23 protein-coding genes are annotated in these 22949 nt (G+C 67.8%); 17 read left to right on the top strand and 6 right to left on the bottom strand.

Features of this window, described 5'->3' with window-relative positions:
• Positions 1-25 precede the first annotated feature (25 nt).
• From H2037_RS10975 to H2037_RS10945, 7 genes are all read left to right on the top strand, one after another.
• Positions 26-1261, top strand: a complete 1236-nt coding sequence (locus H2037_RS10975) for a putative DNA modification/repair radical SAM protein (protein ID WP_292121568.1) — start codon at positions 26-28, stop codon at positions 1259-1261.
• Positions 1261-2715, top strand: coding sequence for a UdgX family uracil-DNA binding protein (locus tag H2037_RS10970; RefSeq protein ID WP_292121565.1), 1455 nt, complete (start codon positions 1261-1263; stop codon positions 2713-2715). Before H2037_RS10975 ends, H2037_RS10970 begins: the two co-directional genes overlap by 1 nt.
• Before the next feature lie 226 nt (positions 2716-2941).
• Positions 2942-4060, top strand: a complete 1119-nt coding sequence (locus H2037_RS10965; RefSeq protein WP_292121563.1) for an ABC transporter permease — start codon at positions 2942-2944, stop codon at positions 4058-4060.
• Positions 4057-4869, top strand: a complete 813-nt coding sequence (locus H2037_RS10960) for an ABC transporter ATP-binding protein (protein ID WP_292121561.1) — start codon at positions 4057-4059, stop codon at positions 4867-4869. The genes H2037_RS10965 and H2037_RS10960 overlap by 4 nt, the downstream gene beginning before the upstream one ends.
• A 13-nt stretch (positions 4870-4882) precedes the next feature.
• Entirely contained in the window at positions 4883-5821 is a 939-nt protein-coding gene (locus H2037_RS10955; RefSeq protein WP_292121558.1) for an MlaD family protein, read from the top strand.
• Entirely contained in the window at positions 5818-6468 is a 651-nt protein-coding gene (locus H2037_RS10950; RefSeq protein ID WP_292121554.1) for an ABC-type transport auxiliary lipoprotein family protein, read from the top strand. The genes H2037_RS10955 and H2037_RS10950 overlap by 4 nt, the downstream gene beginning before the upstream one ends.
• Before the next feature lie 18 nt (positions 6469-6486).
• Entirely contained in the window at positions 6487-7128 is a 642-nt protein-coding gene (locus tag H2037_RS10945) for a glutathione S-transferase C-terminal domain-containing protein (RefSeq protein WP_292121550.1), read from the top strand.
• 46 nt (positions 7129-7174) lie between these two features.
• Here the strand turns inward: H2037_RS10945 and H2037_RS10940 are convergent, their stop codons facing one another.
• The 4 genes from H2037_RS10940 to H2037_RS10925 all read right to left on the bottom strand — a co-directional run bounded on the left by H2037_RS10940 (position 7175) and on the right by H2037_RS10925 (position 10376).
• Positions 7175-7690 (bottom strand): DUF4136 domain-containing protein, encoded by a 516-nt coding sequence (locus H2037_RS10940; RefSeq protein WP_292121546.1) that lies wholly within the window; start codon positions 7688-7690, stop codon positions 7175-7177.
• A gap of 221 nt (positions 7691-7911) precedes the next feature.
• On the bottom strand, positions 7912-8844 hold the full coding sequence (locus H2037_RS10935; protein WP_292121545.1) for a hypothetical protein: 933 nt from the start codon (positions 8842-8844) through the stop codon (positions 7912-7914).
• A gap of 171 nt (positions 8845-9015) precedes the next feature.
• Entirely contained in the window at positions 9016-9672 is a 657-nt protein-coding gene (locus tag H2037_RS10930; protein WP_292121542.1) for a 3-oxoacid CoA-transferase subunit B, read from the bottom strand.
• Positions 9672-10376, bottom strand: a complete 705-nt coding sequence (locus H2037_RS10925) for a CoA transferase subunit A (RefSeq protein WP_292121539.1) — start codon at positions 10374-10376, stop codon at positions 9672-9674. Before H2037_RS10925 ends, H2037_RS10930 begins: the two co-directional genes overlap by 1 nt.
• A gap of 149 nt (positions 10377-10525) precedes the next feature.
• Between H2037_RS10925 and H2037_RS10920 the strand changes: the two genes are divergently transcribed.
• The 10 genes from H2037_RS10920 (at position 10526) to H2037_RS10875 (ending at position 20783) form a co-directional block, all read left to right on the top strand.
• The gene (locus H2037_RS10920) at positions 10526-11551 is read left to right on the top strand and encodes a cyclopropane-fatty-acyl-phospholipid synthase family protein (RefSeq protein ID WP_292121536.1); all 1026 of its coding nucleotides are present in this window, start codon (positions 10526-10528) and stop codon (positions 11549-11551) included.
• A gap of 10 nt (positions 11552-11561) precedes the next feature.
• Positions 11562-11975, top strand: a complete 414-nt coding sequence (locus tag H2037_RS10915; protein ID WP_292121533.1) for a DUF2177 family protein — start codon at positions 11562-11564, stop codon at positions 11973-11975.
• A gap of 99 nt (positions 11976-12074) precedes the next feature.
• Positions 12075-12986 carry a DUF459 domain-containing protein gene (locus H2037_RS10910; RefSeq protein WP_292121530.1) on the top strand — a complete coding sequence of 304 codons (912 nt, stop codon included), beginning with the start codon at positions 12075-12077 and terminating at the stop codon, positions 12984-12986.
• Between the two features lie 2 nt (positions 12987-12988).
• Positions 12989-14248, top strand: coding sequence for a GDSL-type esterase/lipase family protein (locus H2037_RS10905; protein WP_292121526.1), 1260 nt, complete (start codon positions 12989-12991; stop codon positions 14246-14248).
• Positions 14248-15651 (top strand): MBOAT family protein, encoded by a 1404-nt coding sequence (locus tag H2037_RS10900; protein WP_292121523.1) that lies wholly within the window; start codon positions 14248-14250, stop codon positions 15649-15651. The genes H2037_RS10905 and H2037_RS10900 overlap by 1 nt, the downstream gene beginning before the upstream one ends.
• A gap of 12 nt (positions 15652-15663) precedes the next feature.
• Positions 15664-16167: a hypothetical protein gene (locus H2037_RS10895; RefSeq protein ID WP_292121520.1), complete on the top strand. Its 504-nt coding sequence runs from the start codon at positions 15664-15666 to the stop codon at positions 16165-16167.
• Positions 16168-16193: 26 nt separating this feature from the next.
• Positions 16194-17441, top strand: coding sequence for a UDP-galactopyranose mutase (gene glf, locus H2037_RS10890; RefSeq protein ID WP_292121518.1), 1248 nt, complete (start codon positions 16194-16196; stop codon positions 17439-17441).
• A complete protein-coding gene (locus H2037_RS10885; RefSeq protein ID WP_292121514.1) occupies positions 17438-18343 on the top strand; it encodes a glycosyltransferase family 2 protein in 906 nt (301 codons plus the stop codon). The genes glf and H2037_RS10885 overlap by 4 nt, the downstream gene beginning before the upstream one ends.
• The gene (locus tag H2037_RS10880) at positions 18331-19572 is read left to right on the top strand and encodes an O-antigen ligase family protein (protein ID WP_292121511.1); all 1242 of its coding nucleotides are present in this window, start codon (positions 18331-18333) and stop codon (positions 19570-19572) included. The genes H2037_RS10885 and H2037_RS10880 overlap by 13 nt, the downstream gene beginning before the upstream one ends.
• Positions 19569-20783 (top strand): glycosyltransferase, encoded by a 1215-nt coding sequence (locus tag H2037_RS10875; protein WP_292121508.1) that lies wholly within the window; start codon positions 19569-19571, stop codon positions 20781-20783. The genes H2037_RS10880 and H2037_RS10875 overlap by 4 nt, the downstream gene beginning before the upstream one ends.
• Here the strand turns inward: H2037_RS10875 and H2037_RS10870 are convergent.
• Entirely contained in the window at positions 20723-21811 is a 1089-nt protein-coding gene (locus tag H2037_RS10870) for a glycosyltransferase family 1 protein (RefSeq protein ID WP_292121506.1), read from the bottom strand. The two genes, H2037_RS10875 and H2037_RS10870, sit on opposite strands and share 61 nt — an antisense overlap.
• Positions 21804-22916: a glycosyltransferase family 4 protein gene (locus tag H2037_RS10865; protein ID WP_292121502.1), complete on the bottom strand. Its 1113-nt coding sequence runs from the start codon at positions 22914-22916 to the stop codon at positions 21804-21806. The genes H2037_RS10870 and H2037_RS10865 overlap by 8 nt, the downstream gene beginning before the upstream one ends.
• Between the last annotated feature and the right edge of the window lie 33 nt (positions 22917-22949).

Genomic DNA, 22949 nt, shown 5'->3' with positions numbered 1-22949 from the left:
CGGGATTGGAACGTATCATGAACAAATGGCGCGTCTAGATCTTCGGAAAAAGCTGTCGATTCTGGCGGATGCGGCCAAATATGACGCCTCCTGTTCGTCGTCGGGGACGTCGAAACGCGACTCGGTCGGGGGCAAGGGCATCGGCTCCACCGAGGGGATGGGCATCTGCCACGCCTATACGCCGGATGGGCGGTGCGTCAGCCTGCTGAAAATCCTGCTGACCAACTTCTGCATTTATGACTGCGCCTACTGCATCAACCGGGCCTCGTCGAACGTGGAGCGGGCCCGGTTCAGCGTGGACGAGGTGGTGGACCTGACGCTGAACTTCTATCGCCGCAACTATATCGAGGGGCTGTTTCTTTCGTCAGGCATCATCCGCAACGGCGATTATACGATGGAGCAGATGGTCCTGGTGGCCAAGACGCTGCGCGAGGTGCACGACTTTCGCGGCTATATCCATCTGAAGCTGATCCCCGAGGCCGATCCCAAACTGGTCGAGTTGGCGGGTCTGTATGCCGACCGGCTGTCTGCCAATATCGAACTGCCGCGCGACGAAGCCTTGGCGCGGCTGGCGCCGCAGAAGGATGTCGGCGTCATCAAGAAGGCCATGAGCCAGGTGCGGCTGGGCGTAGAGGCGGCCAAGCCGGCGAAAGGTGAACGGATCAAGCCGCCGAGGTTCGCCCCCGGCGGGCAGAGCACCCAGTTGATCGTTGGGGCGGACGGGGCGCCCGATACCGAAATTCTGGACCGCAGCGCCTCGCTTTACGGCGGTTACGGCTTGCGACGGGTCTATTATTCGGCCTTCAGCCCGATCCCGGATTCCAGTTCGATCCTGCCGCTGTCGAAGCCGCCGCTTATGCGAGAACACCGCCTGTATCAGGCCGACTGGTTGCTGCGCTTCTATGGATTCTCGGCGCCCGAGATCGGGGAGGCGACGACGGGCGGGATGCTGGATCTGGCGGTCGATCCCAAGTTGGCCTGGGCGTTGAACCGGCGCGAGCAGTTCCCCGTCGATGTGAACCGTGCGCCGCGCGAGATGCTGCTGCGGGTGCCGGGCCTGGGGGTGAAGGCGGTCGACCGGATCGTGTCGGTGCGACGCTACCGGACGCTGAGGCTGGAGGACGTGGGGCGGCTGACCCGTTCAGTCGCCAAGGTGCGGCCGTTCATCACGGCCTTGGACTGGACGCCGGGCGGGCTGACCGACGCCGTAGACCTGAAGGCGCGCGTGTCGGCCGCGCCGGAACAGTTGAGCCTGTTCTGATGCGTACGGCGGTGCTGGCGTCGGAAACGGACTTCGACGGGTGGAGGGTCGCCGCGCGGGGAATGCGGCTGGCTGGGGTGAACCCCAGCGAGGCGAGGTTCCGGGTGGGCGGCGCCGAAGGGCAGGGTGGATTGTTCGAGGGTCTGTCCGCGCCCACGGTCCTCCCAGCGCCCTTTAAGACAGAGGATTTCACCGTGCCTGCCGCCTTCGTGGACCTGGCCCGTGAGGTGATCCTGCACCGGGCGGTGGATCGGTTCGACCTCCTGTACCGCCTGCTCTGGCGGCTGGTGGACGAGCCCGATCTGATGAAGGTGATCTCCGACCGGGATGTGGCCGAGGCGTTGGAGCGGGCCAAGAACGTCAGTCGTGCGGCGCACAAGATGAAGGCCTTCGTGCGCTTCCGACAGACGCATGATGCGCGGGGCGAAGCCTGGGTCGCCTGGTTCGAGCCGGCCCATCGGGTGGTGGAGAAGACGGCCCCCTTTTTCCAGCGACGCTTCACCACGATGCGGTGGTCGATCCTGACGCCGGACGGCTCGGCCTTCTGGGACACGGAACGGCTGAGTTTCGGACCGGCGGCGACGCGGGACATGGCGCCGGCCGAGGACGAGGTCGAGGAATTCTGGAAGACCTATTACGCCTCGACCTTCAATCCGGCGAGGCTGAAGCTGAAAACGATGCAGGGCGAGATGCCCAAGGCCTATTGGAAGAACCTGCCCGAGGCGGCCCTGATACCGGAACTGACGGCGGCGTCGCAGGTTCGGACGGAAGCCATGGTCAATACGCCCGCGCCAGATCCCAACACGCGTTTCAGCCGCGCGATGGCGCCGGACCTTCATGCGGCGCGGCCGGAGGCGGACAGCCCGCCAAAGACTTTGGACGAGGTCGAGCGTGGCGTTCAGGCCTGTCGCCGCTGCCCCCTGTATCGCGACGCGACCCAGGGCGTGTGCGGCGAGGGGCCCTCGTCGGCGCGGCTGATGATCGTCGGCGAACAACCTGGCGATCAGGAGGACCTCTCGGGCAAGCCGTTCGTCGGCCCCGCGGGACAGGTGCTCGACGCCGCGCTGGAGGAGGCGGGGATCGACCGGTCCGACGTCTATGTCACCAACGCCGTCAAACATTTCAAACACGAGCCGCGCGGCAAGCGCCGGCTGCACAAGACGCCCACCAGCGGCGAGGTACAGGCCTGCCGCTGGTGGCTGGACGCCGAGCGACGCTTGATCAAGCCGAAGGCGGTGCTGGCGCTGGGCGCTACCGCCGGCCTGGCCATACTGGGCCGCAAGCCCGCGGTGATGACGGAAAGAGGACGCGCCCTGGCGCTGGACGACGGATCTGTCGGCCTGCTGACGGTCCATCCCTCCTATCTGTTGAGGCTGCCGGACAAGGCGGCGCGCGCCGAGGCGCGGCGCGGGTTTGTCGAGGACCTGATTGCAGCGCGACGACATCTCGGCTGACCGGCGAACGAAACGGGAGCGGCCGCGTTTGGATCGGACCGCCAGCGTGGCGGTTGGGGAGCCCGATGGGGGACGCAGGTTCGACACACTCGATACGGAAAAGGGACGGCGAATGTCATCGCGCGTTGACGTCGAGCCGAGGCTTGACCATTAGGCGGAGTGGAAATCCGGCCGCTGCTCGCATGGATCGGTGCAGTGTGACGTTCGATCCGACTTCCGGGGCGCAATGAGCCAGACCGACTACGAGATTTCCGACGCGGGGCAGGGGGCGGCGAAGCTGCGCCTGATCGGCGACTGGACGACGACAGCCCTGGGGCGTCTGCCGCAACGGCTGGACAGGGACCTGGGCGGGCGCAAGGTCGAGAGCGTGGACACCCGGGACCTGGGCCGGTTCGACACCGCCGGCGCCCTGGCGCTGGTGCAGGCGTCGCGTTGCGGGGTGCCCCCGTCGGCCTGGGCCCATCGTCCGGAGGCGGGCCGAATCTATACGATGATCGAGGCGCTGGAGCGCCAGAGCGCCCCGCCCCCCAGACGACCCGACGCCTTCACCCGCACCTTCGCCAAGATCGGCATGGGGGTTCATGACTTTGGCGGCGAGGCCATGCTGTCGCTGGCCTTCCTGGGGCGTCTGATGGCCGCCGTGATCGAGGCCGCGAAACACCCCGGCGGCATCCGCTGGCCCGCCTGGGTCAGCCAGGCCGAGCGCGCCGGGCTGGACGCCATCCCGATCGTCATGGTGACGAACTTCTTCATCGGCGCCGTCGTCGCCTTCATCGGCGTGGACCTGCTGACCGACTTCGGCGCCCAGGTGTTCGCGGTGCAGCTGATCGGCGTGGCCATGTTCCGCGAGTTCGCAGTGGTGATCGCCTCGGTCCTGCTGGCGGGGCGGTCGGCGTCGGCCTTCGCCGCCGAGATCGGGTCGATGCGGATGAACCAGGAGGTCGACGCCATGCAGGTGATGGGCGTCAACCCGTTCCAGGCCCTGGTGGTGCCGCGTCTGGCCGCCCTGGTGCTGATGCTGCCGCTGCTGACCTTCATGGGGATGATCGGCGGTCTGTTGGGCGGATTGATCGTTTGCTGGAGCTCGCTGAATCTGGGACCGGCCTTCTTCTTCCAGCGACTGCTCGAGGACGGAATGATGGCCCAGCACATGATGGTCGGTCTGGTGAAGGCGCCCGTCTTCGCTCTGGTGATCGCCGCCATCGGCTGCCGCCAGGGCATGTCGGTGGCGGGCGATGTGGAAAGCCTGGGGCGGCGGGTGACGGCGGCGGTGGTGCAGGCGATCTTCGCCATCATCCTGCTGGACGCCGTCTTCGCCCTGATTTTCCTGGAGCTGGACATATGACCGAGGCGACGACGACCTCGGCGCCGGGCGCGGCGGCCGATGACCGTACCCCGAATCTGATCGAGGTGCGCGGCCTGCTGAGCCAGTTCGGCGACCGCACCATCCACGAGAACCTGGACCTGGACCTCAGGCGGGGCGAAGTCATGGGGGTGGTCGGCGGGTCCGGCGCGGGCAAGACCGTGCTGCTGAACACCATTATCGGCCTGAAGGAGCCCGAGGGCGGGTCGGTGAAGGTGCTGGGCTATGACCGCGCCACCCTGACCGACGGCGAGGCGGCGGACATCGAGAAGCGCACCGGCATCCTGTTCCAGCAGGGCGCCCTGTTCTCGTCGCTGAGCGTGCTGGAGAATGTCGCCTCGCCGCTGGTGGAGCACACCAAACTGCCCAAGGCGGTTATGTATGAGCTGGCCGAGCTGAAGATCGCCATGGTCGGGCTGAAGCCGGAACATCATCACCTGAAGCCCGCCGAACTGTCGGGCGGGATGAAGAAACGGGCCGGACTGGCGCGGGCCCTGGCGCTGGACCCCGAGCTGGTGTTCCTGGACGAACCGACGGCGGGACTGGATCCCATCGGGGCGGCCGCCTTCGACGAACTGATCCGCCAGCTGTCGGACGACCTGGGCCTGTCCGTCTTCATGATCACACACGACCTCGATAGCCTGTACGCCATCTGCGACAAGGTGGCAGTGCTGGCCGACAAGCGGGTCGTGGAAAAGGCCACGGTGCAGGAGCTGGAGCGCTCCGACCATCCGTGGATCAAGGAATACTTCCTGGGACCGCGCGGTCGCGCGGCCACCAAGGCGGCCTGAGGAGAGCCGAAGTATGGAAAGAGACGCACATTACGCCGCGGTCGGGATCGCCACAGTCTGCCTGCTGGCGGCGCTGGCGGTGTTCACCATCTGGCTGGCCCGGTTGCAGTTCAACAGCGACTACGACCTGTACGACATCGTCTTCTACGGGCCGGTCAACGGCTTGTCTGAAGGCGGCGAGGTGCATTTCAACGGCATCCGCGTCGGCGAGGTCACCGATCTGAACATCGACACCAAGCGCGGCGACCAGGTCATCGCCCGGGTGCGGGTGGACGGCACGACGCCGGTCCGCGTGACGTCGCGCGCCCAGCTGGAGCCGCAGGGCATCACCGGCCTGAACTATATCCAGATCACCGCCGGATCGCCGAACAGCGCCCTGTTGAAGGAGCAGTATCCCGACAATGTGGTGCCGGTGCTGCAGAGCCAGCCGTCGCCCATCGCCGAACTGCTCAGCGGGTCGGGCACGGTGCTGGCCCAGACGGTGGATGCGCTGAATCGGATCAACCGGGTCATGTCCGACGACAACATCCGCAGCTTCTCGACCAGCGTGAAGAACGTCGAGGCCCTGACCACCGAACTGGAGGCGCGCAAGGCCATCTTCGCCGAGCTGGAAGAGGCGGTGAAGAACGCCAACGCCGCCATTCTGGAATACCAGGGTCTGGCCGCCGACACGCGTCAGGTGATCAACACCGACGGCCGCCAGGCCATCGCCAACATCAATCAGGCCACGGCGGAGGCCCGCACGGCTATCGCCTCGGCCAACCGCTCGATCACAGGGCTGGAACAGCCGCTGGGCGACTTCGCCGCCTCGAGCCTGCCGCAGCTGAGCGGCACCATAGAAGAACTGCAGGAGGCGACCCGGTCGCTGCAGGCCCTGATCGACGAGGTGCGGTCCAGTCCGCGCGACTTCATCGGTCGTCCCCAATCCAAAGAGCTGGAGGTGCAGCCGTGATCCTTCGTCCTGTCCTTCAAATGGCCGCCGTCGCGGGCCTGGCTGCGGCGCTGAGCGGCTGTTCGCTTCTGTCCACGCCGGACCCCGTGCAGATGTACCGGTTCGGCCTGCCCCTCGACGCGCCATCGGCCGAGGGCGCCGCGCCCGCGCCGCTTTCGGTTTCGGTCCGCCGCATCGAATTCCCGGAGGCGACCCGCGACGACCGCATCCTGGGCGTCACGGGCACGGAAACCGCCTATATCGGCGGGGCCCGCTGGGTTTCGCCGGCCGCCACCCTGTTCGACGACAGCCTGAAGGCGGCCTTCGCCAATCGGGCCGACCGGATTCGGGTTCTAGGCCGCCGCGAGCCGGGCACGCCGCCCCTGGTGCTGCAGGTGTCGGTGACGACCTTCGAGGCGCGCTATTCCTCGCCCGGCGCGGTCCCGGACGTCATAGTCACGGCGCGCGCCCAGCTGCGCTCGACCCCGGAACGTCAGGCCGCCGGCGGCGCGATCCGGCCCGAGCAGGGACGATCGGTGGAGCGGGTCTTCACCGTGACCCAGCCGGCGACCGAGAACCGTGTCGCGGCCATCGTCGACGCTTTCGACAGGGCGACGCGCGACATCAACACCCAGATCGCCGACTGGACGATCCAGTCGGCGAACTGACCGGGGTTCAGGGGCAGGATGATGATTCTCATCGGCCAGTATGACTCGCCGTTCGTGCGGCGGGTCGGGATCGCCGCGACCCTGTACGGCATGGCGTTCGAGAACCGGCCGTGGTCGACCTTCGGCGACGGCGAGAAGATCGCCGCCTACAACCCCGCGCGCCGCGTGCCGGCCCTGGTGCTGGGCGATGGGGCGGTGGTGATCGACAGCGCCTGCGCGCTGGACTGGCTGGATGACCGGCGGCGCGTCACGGGGGCCGAGGCGCTGATCCCCGCCTCGGGCGTGGCGCGGCGCGAAATCCTCTATCGCACCGCGCTGGCGACCGGCCTATCGGACAAGATCGTGGCCCTGTTCTACGAAAAGGCGCTGCACGAGGTGCGGTCGGAGGTCTGGCTGCAGCGCTGCCGCGCCCAGATCACGGCTAGCCTGGAAACGCTGGAGGCCCTGCGCGCCGCCGCGACGACCGAATGGCTGACAGGCGACGCCCTGACCCACGCCGACATCGCCCTGGGTTGCGCCCTTCAACACGCCCGCGAGTCCAGCCCCGACGAGATCGACCTGGCCGCCTGGCCTGCCCTGGCCGCGCACAATGAACGTTGCGAGACGCTGGCCGCGTTCCGGGCGATCTACAAGCCGTTTACCGGCCCTGCGGAGAGTTAAGCGGGGCAAGAAAGTCAGGGTAGGCAGGGAGAGCCAGCGGATCCATTCAGGTCCCGGTGAAGGGCCCGTCCGCCGCCTGGTCTCGTGAAGGCAACCGGGCCATGACGCCAGTAATCGCGGCTTCGATCAGTTCAGGATCAAGCTTGCGGGGATCAACCCTTTGGACTGCCTGGCCGTGCCAGATGGGCTGGCGGGTTCGCGTGTCAAAGGCGTCCACCGCCAGCGTGCCATCGGTGTAGTTGCGGACGCTGAGGTCATGGGCGAAGGGGCCCCGTTGGCTGATATCCAGTTGCTCCTTGCCAGCCACGGTGACGATCAGCGTGATATCGCCTGGGCGAGCCCTGGAATAACCCTTTGCCGCCATCTCTCGCTCGATGCCCTGCCGGATGCGCGCCAGCGCCACTGGATTCATTCCCGGCGGCGGGGGAAGATTGACCCAGTCATAGGTGCGGTAGTGAGCGAACTCCGCCCCAGGCGTGGTGTCCGACGATATGCTGGGTCCGGTCGCACAGGCGCCCAGCGCCATGGTCAGCATTGTCAGTCCGAAGGTGCGGCGGTTCATCAGCTTATCTCATCCAGAAAACCCCCTGGCGGCCAGTTGGCCAGGCGGCAGGTCTTTACAACAGCTTCACCGTGACAATGGGGTGTGACCAAAAAAGGTTTGAGGCGGCCTCCGATCCGTCACCTTGACGGCTCAGGCCTCATGCGCCTGAATCAAGCCCGGACGAGATCAACGGAGCGGACTGACCCGATCTGACGCGTTTCGACCGTGGAAGCGAAGCCTCAAGTGACCCACTGGAGGGTCTCCGCCTCGACGGGATTCCTGTAGGGCGCGCCGTCGCGCTGGGCGCGGGCGAGGGCGGCCTTGGAGGCGAAGTAGAAAGCGGATGGACGATCGGGGTCGCCCGCGAAGACCAGAGGCAGGTGGGGGCTGCGCCCCTCCAGCCGTTCCAGTATGGCCACGTCCTGGCGCAGAAAGGTCCGTCCCCAGGCCGATAGCATGGGTTTGGCGAACCGCAGCGCGCCGATGGAGCAGAGGATCAGGTTCCGGATCACGACCTCATTCTCGGCCAGAGGCGTGACGGTCGTGAGATTGACCAGTTCGAAGTTGCGAGCTGTAACCCGTTCGAGCCGGATGGACGGCAGGCGGAATTCGATGCTGACCTTGCGGTCGTTCGAAACCAGATCATAGGCGGGGGTGGAGGCGAAGGCGTCCGCCGCGATCGCCGTGAACCCGTAAGGCGACGGCGCATAATTCTTCGTCTTGGTGCGACGAGGCTGGCTGCGCCACCACCACGCATCATGAATCATCGGCACATGGGCTGGATCCAGCAGACCCAGCACCGCCTGGTCGTAATCGGCGCGCGCAGGCGCTTCGGAATAGCCGATCAACATCAGGGGGGCGTTCGACGGCGAGGGCAGATCCGGCGGCGTGATCGAACCGGCGGGACAGGCCCAGATGAGACCCAGCCGATTCACCAGACGCCATTGACCGCATTCGGTGATCTGGACGTCGTCGCCCAAGACCCGGGCCGGAAGATCGATCCATTCGCCGTGCAATCGTGTGCGGGCAGGCGTCCTGGCGCGGGAGGCCCTGTCGACAGGATACCAGGCGTGAATAGGCGCGCCGAATCGGCGGTCGCCGGTCTGATGCGAAATCAGCCGTGCGCCGAGATCGGGAGGATCGGCCGGCAGCGTCTCGTGCAAGGTCGGCATATGACCGGCGTCGCCTATTCCCGCCCTCAGGCGCAAGGAAAACCGGGATATGATCAGCGCCCCCGCCGCGCCCCTCCGATCAAGGAGGATTGAAGGAGGCGACCCTAGCTGCCGCTTTGTGGTCCAACAAGGTTCAATAGACGGGCGGGCGGCACTCGGTCGCCCCCGCCGTCAGACGTGAGCCAGCGCCGCCGCGACGGTGTAAGCGGCCTCGGTCTTGGCGGCGACCTCGTCCAGGGTGACGCCTTCGGCCAGTTCGATCAGTTCCAGACCCGCGCCGTCCGGCTTGACGTCGAAGACGGCCAGGTCGGTGATGATGCGGCTGACGACGCCCGTGCCGGTCAAGGGCAGGGTGCATTCCTTCAAGACCTTGGACTGGCCGTGCTTGTTGGCGTGCTCCATGACCACGACCACGCGTTTGACCCCCGCGACCAGGTCCATGGCGCCGCCCATGCCCTTCACCAGCTTGCCGGGGATCATCCAGTTGGCGATGTCGCCGTTCTGGGCCACCTCCATGGCCCCCAGGATCGACAGATTGATGTGGCCGCCCCGGATCATGGCGAAGCTGTCGGCGGAGCTGAAATAGCTGCTCTCGGGGATCTCGGTGATCGTCTGTTTGCCGGCGTTGATCAGGTCGGGATCGACCTCGTCCTCATAGGGGAATGGACCCATGCCCAGCATGCCGTTCTCGGACTGGAGGGTCACCGTCATGCCGGCGGGGATGTAGTTGGCCACCAGGGTCGGGATGCCGATGCCCAGATTGACGTAGAAGCCGTCCTGAAGCTCCTGCGCGGCGCGTTCGGCCAGTTGTTCGCGAGTACGGGGCATTATGCTTGCTCCTTCTGACGAACAGTGCGCTGTTCGATGCGCTTCTCGGACACGGTCTGGACCAGGCGGTCGACATAGACGCCGGGCGTGTGGATGTGGTCGGGGTCCAGCGAACCGACGGGGACGATCTCCTCGACCTCGACGACCGTGACCTTGCCGGCCGTCGCCATCATCGGGTTGAAGTTGCGGGCGGTCTTGCGGAAAACCAGGTTGCCGCGTTCGTCGGCCTTCCAGGCCTTGATGATGGACAGGTCGGCGATCAGGCCGGTCTCCATCACGTAGTCGCGGCCGTTGAAGTTGCGGACCTCCTTGCCCTCGGCGACCAGGGTGCCGACGCCGGTGGCGGTGAAGAAGGCGGGGATGCCGGCGCCGCCCGCGCGGATACGCTCGGCCAAAGTGCCCTGTGGGTTGAACTCCAGCTCCAGCTCGCCGGCCAGATACTGGCGCTCGAACTCCTTGTTCTCGCCGACATAGGACGAGATCATCTTGGCGATCTGGCGCGTGCCCAGCAGCTGGCCCAGGCCGAAGCCGTCGACCCCGGCGTTGTTGGAGATGACCGTCAGGCCCTTTACGCCGGAGTCGCGCAGGGCGGCGATCAGGTTCTCGGGAATGCCGCACAGGCCGAAGCCGCCGGACATGACCGTCATGCCGTCGAAGGTGATCCCCTCCAGCGCGGACGTGACGTCAGCGTAGATCTTTCCCATCGCTCTCCCTTTTCACCGTCTGATGAATATTGCGGCGTCTTCCGCTCTTAGTCCGGAAGCGATCTTGCGGGCAAGCCGTCGCGACGACAATCGCGTCGCATCCGAAGATGGGCTTCGACCGTATTCAAACTATCTGAGGGGAGCGATCGATGAACCTGACCAATGTCGCCATTCGCCAGTTGCAGGACGCGCCCTTTCCGGATTTCGTCGCGCGTCCGGCGATCGACAGCCTGGTCACCGAGGCGCGCAAACGGCTGGATCGCGAGGGGCCGCACGATCAGGCCGCCTTCGCCCGCGAAATGGCCGAGCGGGCGATCGCAGAGCATACGGATGCGGCGAACCAGCAGCATTATGAGCTGCCGCCCGAGTTCTTTCGCCTGTGCCTGGGCGAGCGGCTGAAATATTCCTGCTGCCTGTATCCGACCGGAGCCGAGACGCTCGATCAGGCGGAGGTGGCGGCTCTGCTGGAGACCTGCGCCCACGCTGATCTCCAGGACGGGCAGGCGATCCTGGAAATGGGCTGCGGCTGGGGCTCGCTGTCGCTGTGGATGGCCGAGACCTATCCCCGCGCCCGGATCACCGCGGTGTCGAACAGCCACGGACAGCGGGCCTATATCGAGGCCCAGGCCCGCGCACGACGCCTGACCAATCTGACGGTCGTCACCGCCGACATGAACCAGTTCGACACTGATCAGAGGTTCGACCGGATCGTTTCCGTCGAAATGTTCGAACACATGGCCAACTGGCGCGCCCTGCTGACCAAGGCCAGGCGCTGGTTGAAGGCCGACGGGCGGATGTTCATTCACGTCTTCACCCATCGCGACGCCCCTTATCGGTTCGATCACACCGACAGCGGCGACTTCATCGCCCAGCATTTCTTCACCGGCGGCGTGATGCCCAGCCATGGGCTGATCCGGCAGTTTCCCGACCTGTTCGAGGTCGAGAACGAATGGACCTGGAACGGCGGGCATTACGCCCGGACCGCCAATGACTGGCTGGCCAATATGGACCGCAACGCCGCACGGATTTCGATCCTGATGGGCGAGACCTATGGCGCGGACGCCAGGCTGTGGACCCGGCGCTGGCGGCGGTTCTACCTGGCCACCGCCGGCCTGTTCGGCAATGACGAAGGCCGCACCTGGGCGGTCAGCCACTATCGCCTGAAGCCCGCCTGAGGAGGCCGTCGTGATCAAATATGTCTTCGCCTATCTGGGCGCCGGGGTCACTTTCGCGGTGATCGACGCCGTCTGGCTGACCACCATGACCAATCGCCTCTACAAGCCGGTGCTGGGGCCGATACTGGCGGACAAGCCCGACATGAAGGCGGCGGTGCTGTTCTACCTGATCTCCATCGCGGGGACGGTCTTTCTGGCCGTGGCGCCGGCGCTGAAGGACGAAAGCTGGACCCGGGCGGCGATCAACGGAGCGGTGCTGGGCTTCGTCGCCTACGCCACCTATGACCTGACCAATCAGGCGACCCTGGCGGTGTGGCAGACGAAGTTGACGGTGGTGGACCTGATCTGGGGCACGGTGCTGACGATGGTGTCCGCGACCGGCGGCTATTTCGCCGCGCGCTGGGCCGAGGGGCGGTTCGGCTGAACCGTCGTCAACCTGTCGCTCGCCTGACACGAGACCGGCATGGCGTTAAAGCGGGCCGTTAAGCTATAGGTAACCGTCTTTACGGAAGGGCGGGCGGCTTTGCGCACAGGCATCAACGGATTGACGGCGGCCTTGGTCGTCGGGGTCGTGATCGGCCTGATGCTGACGCCCGACGGGCGCGGCTGGCTGCGGCATCCGACGTTGATGCTGGGCGGGACGGCGAACGCCTCGGCCAGCCCGTCAGAGGTTCGAAGCGAACCGGCTCGGCCGGAACAGGTCGCGCAAGAGCAGGGCGTGGCCTTCAAGCCCGTCGCCGCTCCTCCCGCCACGCCGCTGAAGACACGGGCGGCGCAGGGACGGCTGCGGATCGGGGTGTTCGGGGATTCGATGGCCGACGGCCTGTGGACCGCCCTCTATCGCGACCTGAACGGCAAGGACGGGTTCCAGGTGACCAAGTTCAGCGAGGTCTCGACCGGCCTGTCGCGCTACGATTACGTCGACATCCAGGCCAAGACGGCGCGGCAACTGCGCGAGACGCCGGTCGATGCGGCCGTGGTCCTGTTCGGCACCAATGACGCCCAGGGCATCAGTCTGGACGGCGAGGTCCACGCCTTCGGCACGCCGGGATGGAAGGTCGCCTACGCCCGCCGGATCGATGATCTGGTCGCCCTGCTGCGGTCCCAGGGCGCCACCGTCTACTGGGTCGGCCTGCCGAAGATGAAGCGTGCCGGGTTCGACGCCAAGATGACGATCGTCAACGCGGTGGTGCGCGAGCGGATGGCGGCGCTGAACGTGCCCCTGATCGAGACGACCGGCGTCACCGCCAATGCGGCGGGCGAATACGAGGCCTATCTGCCCGGCGCCAGCGGGCGACCGCAGCTGATGCGGGCCAATGACGGGATCCACATGACCATGGCCGGTTATCGGCGCATAGGCGCGCCGGTGGCCGAGCGGCTGAAGCAGGACGCGGGTCTGGATGCGGCGGCGGCCCAGCCGCAGACGACCGGCTGACCATGAGCCTGGGGGCCGTGGGGGCGGCGTTGCTTATGCTGGAGATGCAGAGCGGGACCGAGGTCGCCTATGCGCCGACGCCCGCTCCGGCGCCGGGCGCGTCGGTCTGTCGGGACGGTCTGTGCGGCACGGAGGCCCTGAACGGATGGTTCGAGGCGCTGCGGGCCACCGAGGCCGGCGCCGCCGAGGCGCCGGTCCACGTCCTTCAGATCGGCGACAGCCATACCGCCGGCGACCGGATCACCGGGGCATTGCGCGCCCGGCTTCAGGCGCGGTTCGGCGCCGGCGGGCGCGGCGTCCTGCCTCCGGGCGTCCCCTATGCCGCCTATGCGCCGCTGCAGGTCGAGGTGGCGGCCGACGCCTGGCCGGTCTCGGTCGCACCCCTGACCGGCCCTCTCGGCGCGACGACCGCGCGAACCGGACTGACGGGGGCGGTCGCCGTCGTCGGCCCCGCCGGGCGCCTGACGCTGACGACCGAGGCGGTCGCCGCCTTCGACCGGATCGGCCTCTGCGCCGACGGGGGACCCGAGGCGGGCGGCGTGACAGTGTCGACTGCGGACCTGGACATGACGGCGGACTTCCGGTCGTCGACCTCGGGGCCGCAGTGCCGCACCCTCGACCTGCCCGCGCCGGTGCAGACGGCTGTCCTTCAGCCGACCGGCGCGATGGTCGTGCACGACGTCTGGACCGCGAGGCGGGGCGGCGGCGTGGTCGTCTCCAGCCTAGGCGTAGTGGGCGCGGCCCTGCGTGATCTGGCGACGCGGGACGAGGCCGTGGCGGCCGCAGAACTGGCCGCCTGGAAGCCGTCGCTGATCGTCCTGGCCTTTGGAGTCAATGATGGATTCGAAGAAGGCGTAGACCCCGTCGCCTATGCCGATCTCTTGCGGGGGCAGGTCGCGCGGTTTCGAGGGCTGGCGCCGGATGCGGCCCTGCTGATCCTCGGCGCGCCCGATGGCTTGAAGAGCGGCGGGACGGGCGGTTGCGGCGCGGACGGGTCGCGTCGGGCCCCGACGTCGCTGGCCGTGGTGCGGGACGTGCAACGGCGGGTGGCCGACGAGGCGGGCGTCGCCTACTGGGACTGGCAGGGACGCATGGGCGGCGACTGTTCCGCCGAACGGCTGGCGACGATGGCCGAACCCTACATGCGGCCCGACCGGGTGCATTTCACCTCCGTCGGCGCGGACTGGATCGGCGGGGTGCTGAGCGACGACCTGACGGGCGCCTATGAGCGGTGGAAGACGTCGGCGGGGGAGGCGGACTGATGCTGTTTCCGACCCTGGCCTTCGCCGTCTTCTTCCTGATCGTCTATCTGGTCAGCTGGAGCCTGGATCGCGAGAACGGCCGTCGCAAACTGTTCCTGCTGCTGGCCAGCTGGTTCTTCTACGCTCAGTGGGACTGGCGGTTCGTCGGCCTGCTGATCGCCTCGGCCGTTCTGAACTGGGGCGTGGCGGCCCTGATCGTACGCAGCGATCGGGCGGGACGGCGAAAACTGCTGGTCGGACTGGGCGTGGCCGCCAATCTGATCATCCTGGGCTTCTTCAAGTACTACGGCTTCTTCGTCGAGCAGGCTATTGATCTGTTGGTTAATTTCGGATGGGAGCGCGACCTGCCTCTGCTGCAGGTGGTCCTGCCCGTGGGGATCAGCTTCTTCACCTTCCAGGGCATCAGCTATCTGGTGGACGTCCATCGTGGGACGACCCGGCCGGCCGACAGCCTGCTGGACGTCATGCTGCTGATGAGTTTTTTCCCGCACCTGGTGGCGGGTCCTATCGTGCGGGCCTCGGACCTGCTGCCCCAGTTCGCGCGGGTGCCGCGGCTGACGCGCGAGATGGCGAGCCTGGGTCTGCTGCTGATCGTCTGGGGCCTGTTCAAGAAGACGGTGATCGCGTCGGAACTGGCCACGCGGCTGGTCGATCCGGTCTTCTTCGATCCGTCGGCCTATGGGACCATCGATATTGTGGCGGCGGTCTATGGCTATGCGGTCCAGATCTATTGCGACTTCTCGGCCTATTCGGACATGGCCATCGGTCTGGCGGCCCTGCTGGGCTATTCCTTCCCGCGCAATTTCGACCAGCCGTATCGGGCGTCGTCGATCCAGGCCTTCTGGCGGCGGTGGCACATCAGCCTGTCCAGCTGGCTGCGCGACTATCTGTATGTGCCGCTGGGCGGGGGGCGTAAGGGGCTCTGGTCGTCCTGCGTCAACGTCATGATCACCATGCTGCTGGGCGGGCTGTGGCACGGCGCCGCCTGGACCTTCGTGGCCTGGGGCGCGCTGCACGGCGGGGCCCAGGTGGTCGAGCGGCTGGGGCGGGCGGTGGTGAAGGGCCGCAGCGTCGTGCCGACCTGGCTGGGGGTGCTGATAACCTTCCACATCGTCTGCCTGGGCTGGATACTGTTCCGGGCAGAGACCTTCGACCTGGCGATGCAGATGCTGGCGGGCATCGGTCGGTTGGCGCCGCTGAGCCTGCTGACGCCCTTCCTGCTGGTGCTGATCGTCGGCGGCCTGGCCATGCACTGGCTGCCGCCGCGCGCGATCGAGGGTATGGCCGAGCGACTGAAGACGGCGCCTTCGCCGACAATGGGCGTTCTGGTTGGACTGGCGATCCTGCTGGTCGAGGCGATGCGGCCCGAGGGCGTGGCGCCCTTCATCTATTTCCAGTTCTAAGGGAGCGACGTCATGAGCGACCCCGAAGACCCGATCGATCCCTTCCCGACCCGGACCACGCCGCCGGTGTCGCCCTTTCCGCCGCTGGGCGCGCCGCTGTCGCCGCCTGCGCTCAGCGCCGACAGCGCGGGCGATCCATCCAGCGACTGGATCGGCGGCGCCGACGCCCACGACCTGCCGACGCGCGAGAACGCCCTGGTCGCCCTGGGCCGGTTCGCCTTCCCCCCGGCGCCGGCTCTGGACGAGGAGGGCGAGGCGGCGCGGGCGCGGCGATGGACCAGCCAGGCCCTGTTCGTCGCCTGTGTCTTCCTGCTGATCTTCAACGCCGGATCGGTGCAGAATTGGGCACGCCAACAGCCCCCGGGATGGGGTTCGTCAACGATTGATCAGCTGGCGACCGTCTGGGTCGAGCGCCTGTCCCTGCTGGGCGCGGACCAGCCGGTCGAAGGCCTGCGTGAAACCTGGCGCGATGCGAAGAACGCCCGGTTTGACGGGAAGACCGACGACCAATCCTAAGTTTTCTCGTCTTGTGACATGGTCTGTTGCGTGTATTAACTCCCGCCCAAGTTGATGGCTGGGGCGGGGTCAACGTGGACGGGGGCGAGCACGGGCGGTCGTTGAAACGCCGGACGGCAGGCGGGACGTCCGCTCGATACGACTGGCTGGTCGTCGGCGCCGGCTTCACCGGGGCGACGGTGGCGGAACGGCTGGCGCGCGAACTGGATCAGACGGTGCTGGTCATCGACCGGCGCGACCATCCGGGCGGCAACGCTCATGATCGGCGCGACGAGGGAGGGCGGCTGATCCATCCCTATGGGCCGCACATCTTCCACACCAACAGCCGGCGCATCTTCGACCATCTGGGCCGCTTCACCGACTGGCGGCCCTATTTCCATCGGGTGCGCGGCCATGTGGACGGCCGCCTGGTGCCCGTGCCGTTCAATCTCGACTCTCTGGGCCTGTTGTTCCCGGCCGGAATGGCCGAGCGGTTGTCGGAGCGGCTGATCCAGACCTTCGGCTTCGGCGCCCGGCCCAGTATCGCGACCCTGATGCAGGACGCCGCCGACGGCGACCTGCGCTTCCTCGGCGACTATGTGTTCGACAAGGTCTTCGCCCACTACACCCGCAAACAATGGGGGCTGGAGCCGGAGGCGCTGGATCCGTCGGTTACAGGCCGGGTGCCGGTCGCGATCAGCCGCGACGACCGCTATTTCACCGACCGTTATCAGGCCATGCCCGCCGACGGTTATGCGGCCCTGTTCCAGCGGATGCTGGATCACCCGAACATCCATCTGTCCCTGAACACCGAGATGGCGGATGTGGCGCCGGGGCGGTTCGGGCGGATGGTCTATTGCGGGGCGCTGGACGACTATTTCGGCCGGTCGGAGGGCGATCTGCCGTACCGGAGCCTGAGGTTCGAACATCGCGCCGTGGCGGTCGAGGACGGCCTGCCGGTGGGGACGGTCAACTATCCCAACGAGTTCGACTTCACCCGCATCACCGATTTCCGCCACCTGACGGGCGAGCGGGCCGGGACGACCGCCCTGCTGACCGAATATCCGATCGCCCACGCGCCGGGCGTGAACGAGCCCTTCTATCCGATCCCGACAGAGGCCTCGCGTGTTCTGGCCGATCGTTATCGGGCGATGGCGCGGGCGTTGGAGGGCCAGGTCTGGTTCGCCGGACGGCTGGCCGACTACCGGTACTATAATATGGATCAGGCTGTGGGGCGGGGGTTGAGCCTGGTCGAGAAGGTGCTGGCGCCGGCCATCCTGAAGGCTGCGACATGACGGTCTGGGCCGTGGTCGTGACCTGGAACCGGCGCGGCCTGCTGGAGCGATGCCTGGCCTGTCTGGCGGCTCAGACCCGGCCGTGCGCGCGGATACTGGTGGTGGACAACGCCAGCGACGACGGCACGGCGATGATGCTGGACCGGGACTGGGCCGGCCGGGTCACGGTGTTGAGCCTGCCGGTCAATATCGGCGGGGCCGGCGGGTTCAACGTCGGAATGCGGGCGGCGGTCGAGGGCGGCGCGGAGCGTCTGTGGCTGATGGACGACGACGTTCTGCCCGCGCCCGACGCGCTGGCGCAACTGCTCCAGGCCGAGGCGGAACTGACGGCCGAGGGGCGGTCGGCCGCCTTTCTGTGCTCCAGCGTCCGCACCCCGGATGGACAACTGACCAATACGCCCGAGATCGACACACGAAAGAACGCGCTGGGCTACGCTGCCTGGAGTGAAAGGCTTGACCGGGGCCTGGTCCCGGTGCGTCAGGCCACCTTCGTGTCCGTCCTGATTTCCCGGGCCGAGGTCCTGCGACACGGCCTGCCGTTGGCGCCGATGTTCATCTGGGGCGACGACACCGAATATACGCTGCGGCTGTCGGCGGACCGGCCCGGCTTTCTGGCGGCGTTCAGCAGGGTCGAGCATGTCCGCGCCGCGCCCGGCTGGCTCAGCCTGGAGACCGAGACCGACCCGCGACGCGAGCGGCTGCACCGGCTGCTGACCCGCAATATCATCCTGGCCAAGCGACGGCACGAGGGGACGGCCTCGGCGCTGCGTTACGCGGGCTCGCGGGCGCGGATCGCCTTCAGGCTGGCGAGGCGGGGGCGATGGCGCAAGGCCGGGCTGCTGGTCGCGGGCCTGGTGGACGGCGCCCGGTTCGATCCGAAGGTCGAGTTTTGCGCGCCCTGATCCTGCGGCCGACGCCGTTTTCCGGGGTGCGGCTGGACGATCTCCGCGCGGCCTATGAGGCCTGGGTGCTGGTGCTGCTGGGCGTCGGCGTCACCCTGCCGGTCTTCCTGGCGCCGGGCCGGATCAGCGCGCCGCGTCTCGGCGATCTGGCCCTGGCGGCGGCCCTGCCCCTGGTCGTGCTGCAATGGCGGCGGATGGGAACGGCGTCGCGGGCGGCCGGTCCCACGGCGGCCTTCGTCCTGCTGGTCACGGTGATGATCCAGGCGTCCGGCATCGGCCAGACCCTGAACCTGTCGGATTTCGCCTTCTGGTTCCGCTGGCTGGCGGCCGCCCTGGTCGCGCCCGCCGTCGGCGCCTTGATCGTGGCGGAGGCGGATCGGCGGCGACTGTTCTTCACCGCCCTGCTGGCCGGGGCCGCCTGCCATCTGGCGACCTATGGCCTGTTGTCCCTGTTCGGCCGAGACGCGCTTCAGGCCGTGGGCCTGGCCTCGCCGCGCGCGGCCTATACGTCGATCGTCGCCCATGTGCGGATCACGACGGTGGCCGAGCATCCGAACGCCGCCATGGGCATGATCGGACTGGCGGCCCCCGCGGCCTTCGCCGTCGTCGGCGGGGCCTGGTCGCGCCGCAGTCTGGACCTGTCGGCGGCGGGCGTGACGGTCGTCGGCTTTCTGTGCACCCTGTCGCGGGGCGGCATGATCGCGGCCGGCGCGGCCTGGCTGGCGCGCGCGGTCGTCGGACGGCGCTGGCGTGAACCCGGCAGTCCCCTGGGCCTGACCCTGGCCGTCTGCCTGTTGGCCGGAGGTCTGGCCGCCCTGCAGGTGACGCGGGTCGATATCGATGTCAGCCGCTTCGCGGCCCGGTTCGATCTGGAACAGATGGACGCCAATCTTCAAGGGCGGGTCGCCACCTGGACCCGCACGATCGATTTCGTGGCCGATCAGCCGCTGGGCGTGGGCTGGTCGACGGCGGACGAACTGGGGACCTTCCGCGCCCTGACCGTCAGTCATAACGGCTATCTGTTCATGGGCCGGACGGTCGGCCTGCTGGCGGCGGTTTTGGCCCTGGGTCTGCACCTGTGGTCGGCGGCCCGGCTTGACGCCCTGACGCCCCTATCCGTCTATCTGCTGACGATGATGTTCAGCGAGGACCTGGCGCAGGGCGCGGGGTTCGTCTTTCTGATCTGTCTGGTCGCGGCCCTGGCCGGGCGAAAACCCGTGGCGCCGTGAGGGTTCTGCTGGTCAACAGCCTGTATCCGCCGGCCGATGTCGGCGGGGCCGAACGCAGCGTGGAGCAACTGGCGCGAAGCCTGGTCGCGGCGGGCGTCTCCACGGCGGTGGCGACCCTGGTTCCGCTCGGTAAGGAATGCGTCGAGACGCGCGACGGGGTTCGCATCCATAGACTGCCGCTGCGCCATCTGTACTGGCCCTATGACGGACGACGACGCCCGGCAACGCGACGCGCCCTGTGGCACGGGCTGGAGGCGGTCAGTTCCCTGATGGACGGCCCCCTGGGCCGGGTAGTGAAGGCCGAACGGCCGGACCTGATCCACGCCCATGTGACGACCGGTTTCGGCGGGGCTGTAGTGCGGACGGTAAGGCGCGCGGGCCTGCCCCTGGTCCAGACCCTGCGTGACTATTCGACCCTCTGCTGCCGGGCGGCCCTGTTTCGTCACGGCCGGTCGTGCGCGGGCTCCTGTCTCGACTGCGTCCTGCTGACCCAGGGACGACGCGGGGCGACGGAGCGGGTCGATCATGTGGTGGGGATCAGCCGGGCGGTGCTGGAGCGGCACCAGGAGGCGGGCTGTTTCCGCGAGACGCCCGCGACGGTGATCGGCAATGCGGCCGGGGGCGGAGGTCCGGCGGCGGACGGGATTGGATCAAGAAACGGCCCCCTGACCTTCGGCTTCATCGGTCGGGTCGAGCCCGAAAAAGGGATCGAGGTGCTGCTACGGGCCACGGCGCGGCTGACCGGAGACTGGCGGCTGAGGATCGCCGGACGGGGCGAGGCGGCCTATGTCGAGCGGCTGCGTCGGACTTTCGTCGACGACCGCATCGCCTGGTTGGGTCAGACGGAGGCGAGCGGCTTTTATCAGGACGTCGACGTGGTCGTCGCCCCCGCCGTCTGGGCCGAACCGTTCGGCCGGAACGTGGTCGAGGCGGCCATGCAGGGCAGGGGCGTGATCGCCTCACGGATCGGGGGACTGCCGGAGGCGACGGCGGGGGCTGGGCGGGTCGCCCTGGTTCCACCCGGCGATGTCGAGGCTCTGGCGGCGGTGCTGGCGCGGGTTCTGGATCAACCGGCGTCGTGGCGGAACCTCGTGGCCCCGTCCAAGCCGGTCTGGACCGAGGCTTCGATCGCCAAGGCCCACGTCGTTCTCTATCGGGCTGTCCTGGCCAACAGAGCCTCCAGGATTTCCGCCGATCTATCCCAGGCATAGAGGGCCACACGGTCGCGCCCCAGTTGGACACGCGCCGGGTCTCCTCCCGGTCCGCCTTGCAGGACAGCCGCCATTCGCGAGGCCAGGGCGGCGTCGTCGCGTGGGTTGAAATAGAGGGCGGCTTCGGCGCAGACCTCGCGCACGGCCGGGATGTCGGAGGCGATGACCGGGCAGTCGTGGGCGAAGGCCTCCAGCGGAGGAATGCCGAACCCTTCGTACAGGCTGGCGAAAATCAGGGCGCGGGCGCCGGCCAGCAGGGCGGCGACCTCGGCGTCGGTGCGGCGGCCGGCGAAGACCAGGCGCGGGTCGCGGGTCTGAAGCGCGGTGTCGAACACGGCGGGCGCGGCGGCGCCGATCAGGACCAGCCGCAGGTCCGGGTCGGGCAGACGGCCCAGCGCCTGGATCATCACGCCGATGTTCTTGTTCGGCGCCAGATTGCCCAGGGCGACGAAATAGGGGCGGCCGACCAGATCCAGACGGGCGAGGGCCGCGTCGTCGGTCTGGTTCCGCCCCAGATGGTCCGCGCCGTTCGGCACGACCGTAACGGCGTCGCGGGGCAGATGCAGAACCTCGGCCAGTTCCCGCTGCGAGAAGCGAGAGACCGTCGCCAGGGTCGCCCGGCGCGCCAGCATCCGGCCCAGCAGGCGATGAAAGGCGGCGTAACCGCGTCTGAAATGCTCAGGATGGCGAAAAACCGCCGCGTCGTGGATCACCACCAGGTGTCGCGGGTGCAGGATCGGGCCTGCGCCGCCGAGCGACAGCAATACCCCCCGTCGAGCCGCCCAGACCAGGGCGGTCTGTTCCCACAGATGGCCGGGACCGCCCGCAATCGGGCGAACCGGGATGGCGCGCAGATCCAGGTCCGAGGCGTCGGCGCCCTGGGGAACCAGCAGGACATAACGGGCGGCGGCGTTGGGTCGGCGGTCGAGGGCGCGGACCATCTCACGCGCATAGCGCTGGACCCCGCTCAGGGGTTGGACGAGGAAACGGCCGTTGACGAAGATCGTGGGCTTGGCGGGGTCAGCCACGAACCCGCCTTCGTCGAGCATAGGCCTGGCGATAGATAGCCACCGTTTCGGCCGCCATTCGCGAGACGGAGAAGCGGTTGATCAGGGTGGGGGCCGGCGTCGGCGCCGCGGACCGTCCGCGGATTGCGATCATGGCCTGCGCCAGCTGTTGGGGCGTCGCGTCGACCGGCAGCCGGTCAATGCTGGCGCCGGCCTCGACCAGGGCCGATACGCCGCCGACCTCGGTGGTGAGAATGGGCAGGCCCGCCACAGCCGCCTCCACCATGGCGTAGGAGAAGCCTTCATAGAGGCTGGTCATCGCGAACAGGTCGAAGCCGGGCGCCAGCATCCGTGCGTTCCTGGCGCCGACCATGCGTATGGCGTCGCTTCCGGCCGCGCGGACGTCATCGCCAAGCGCCCCGTCGCCGACGACCACGCCGAGAATAGTCGGGTCCTGAAGGCGGGCCAGGCGCAGCGCCTGTGCGAAGCGGACGGGATCCTTCTGGGCGCAGAGCCGGCCGACGAAACCGACCACCCAGACATCGTCGGACACGCCCAGTGCGGCGCGGGCGGCGAGACGGTCGGTCGCCGCAGGGGGCGGGGCCAGACCGTTCAGAACGACGTGCAGCTTTTCCGTCGGGAAACGCCAGCCGCGCGCATGTCGGGCCTCGTCGTCCGACACGGCGATGACCGCCTCGCTGCTGGAATGCGCCAACAGGGTCTCGATCAGGCCATAGAAGGCCGAGGCCGGACTGAAGCCTTGCTGAGTGGCCAGGGCGTGGGGCGTGTAGATCCGAGCCGCTTTGGCAGGCGCCGCCAGCCGAACCAGAGCGCCGGCCTTGGCGCTGTGACCATGAACAATGTCGAACGGACCGAGCCGCGCCATCAAGCGGCGCAGGGCGAAAAGGACCCCGACATCTGAAGGCCCGACGGCGCGCCGCATCGGCAGGCGTTCGAGATGTTCAAGGGGCAGGGCGGCCGCCTCGGCTTCGAAAAGAGGCTCGGCGCGGGTGGGCGAATAGATCAGGGAGACGGCGTGGCCGCCGTCGATCAGCATCTGGGCCAGATCGACGACATGACGTCCCGAGCCGCCGCCCGACGGCTCGATCACCAGCAGTATGCGCACGTCACGTCCCCCGAGGATCGTACCGGATACAAC

It is taken from the genome of Brevundimonas sp. (genome assembly GCF_013912065.1).
Lineage (GTDB): Bacteria > Pseudomonadota > Alphaproteobacteria > Caulobacterales > Caulobacteraceae > Brevundimonas.
The sequence above is the reverse complement of the archived record's forward strand: the minus strand, read 5'-3'. Positions and strand labels throughout refer to the sequence as shown.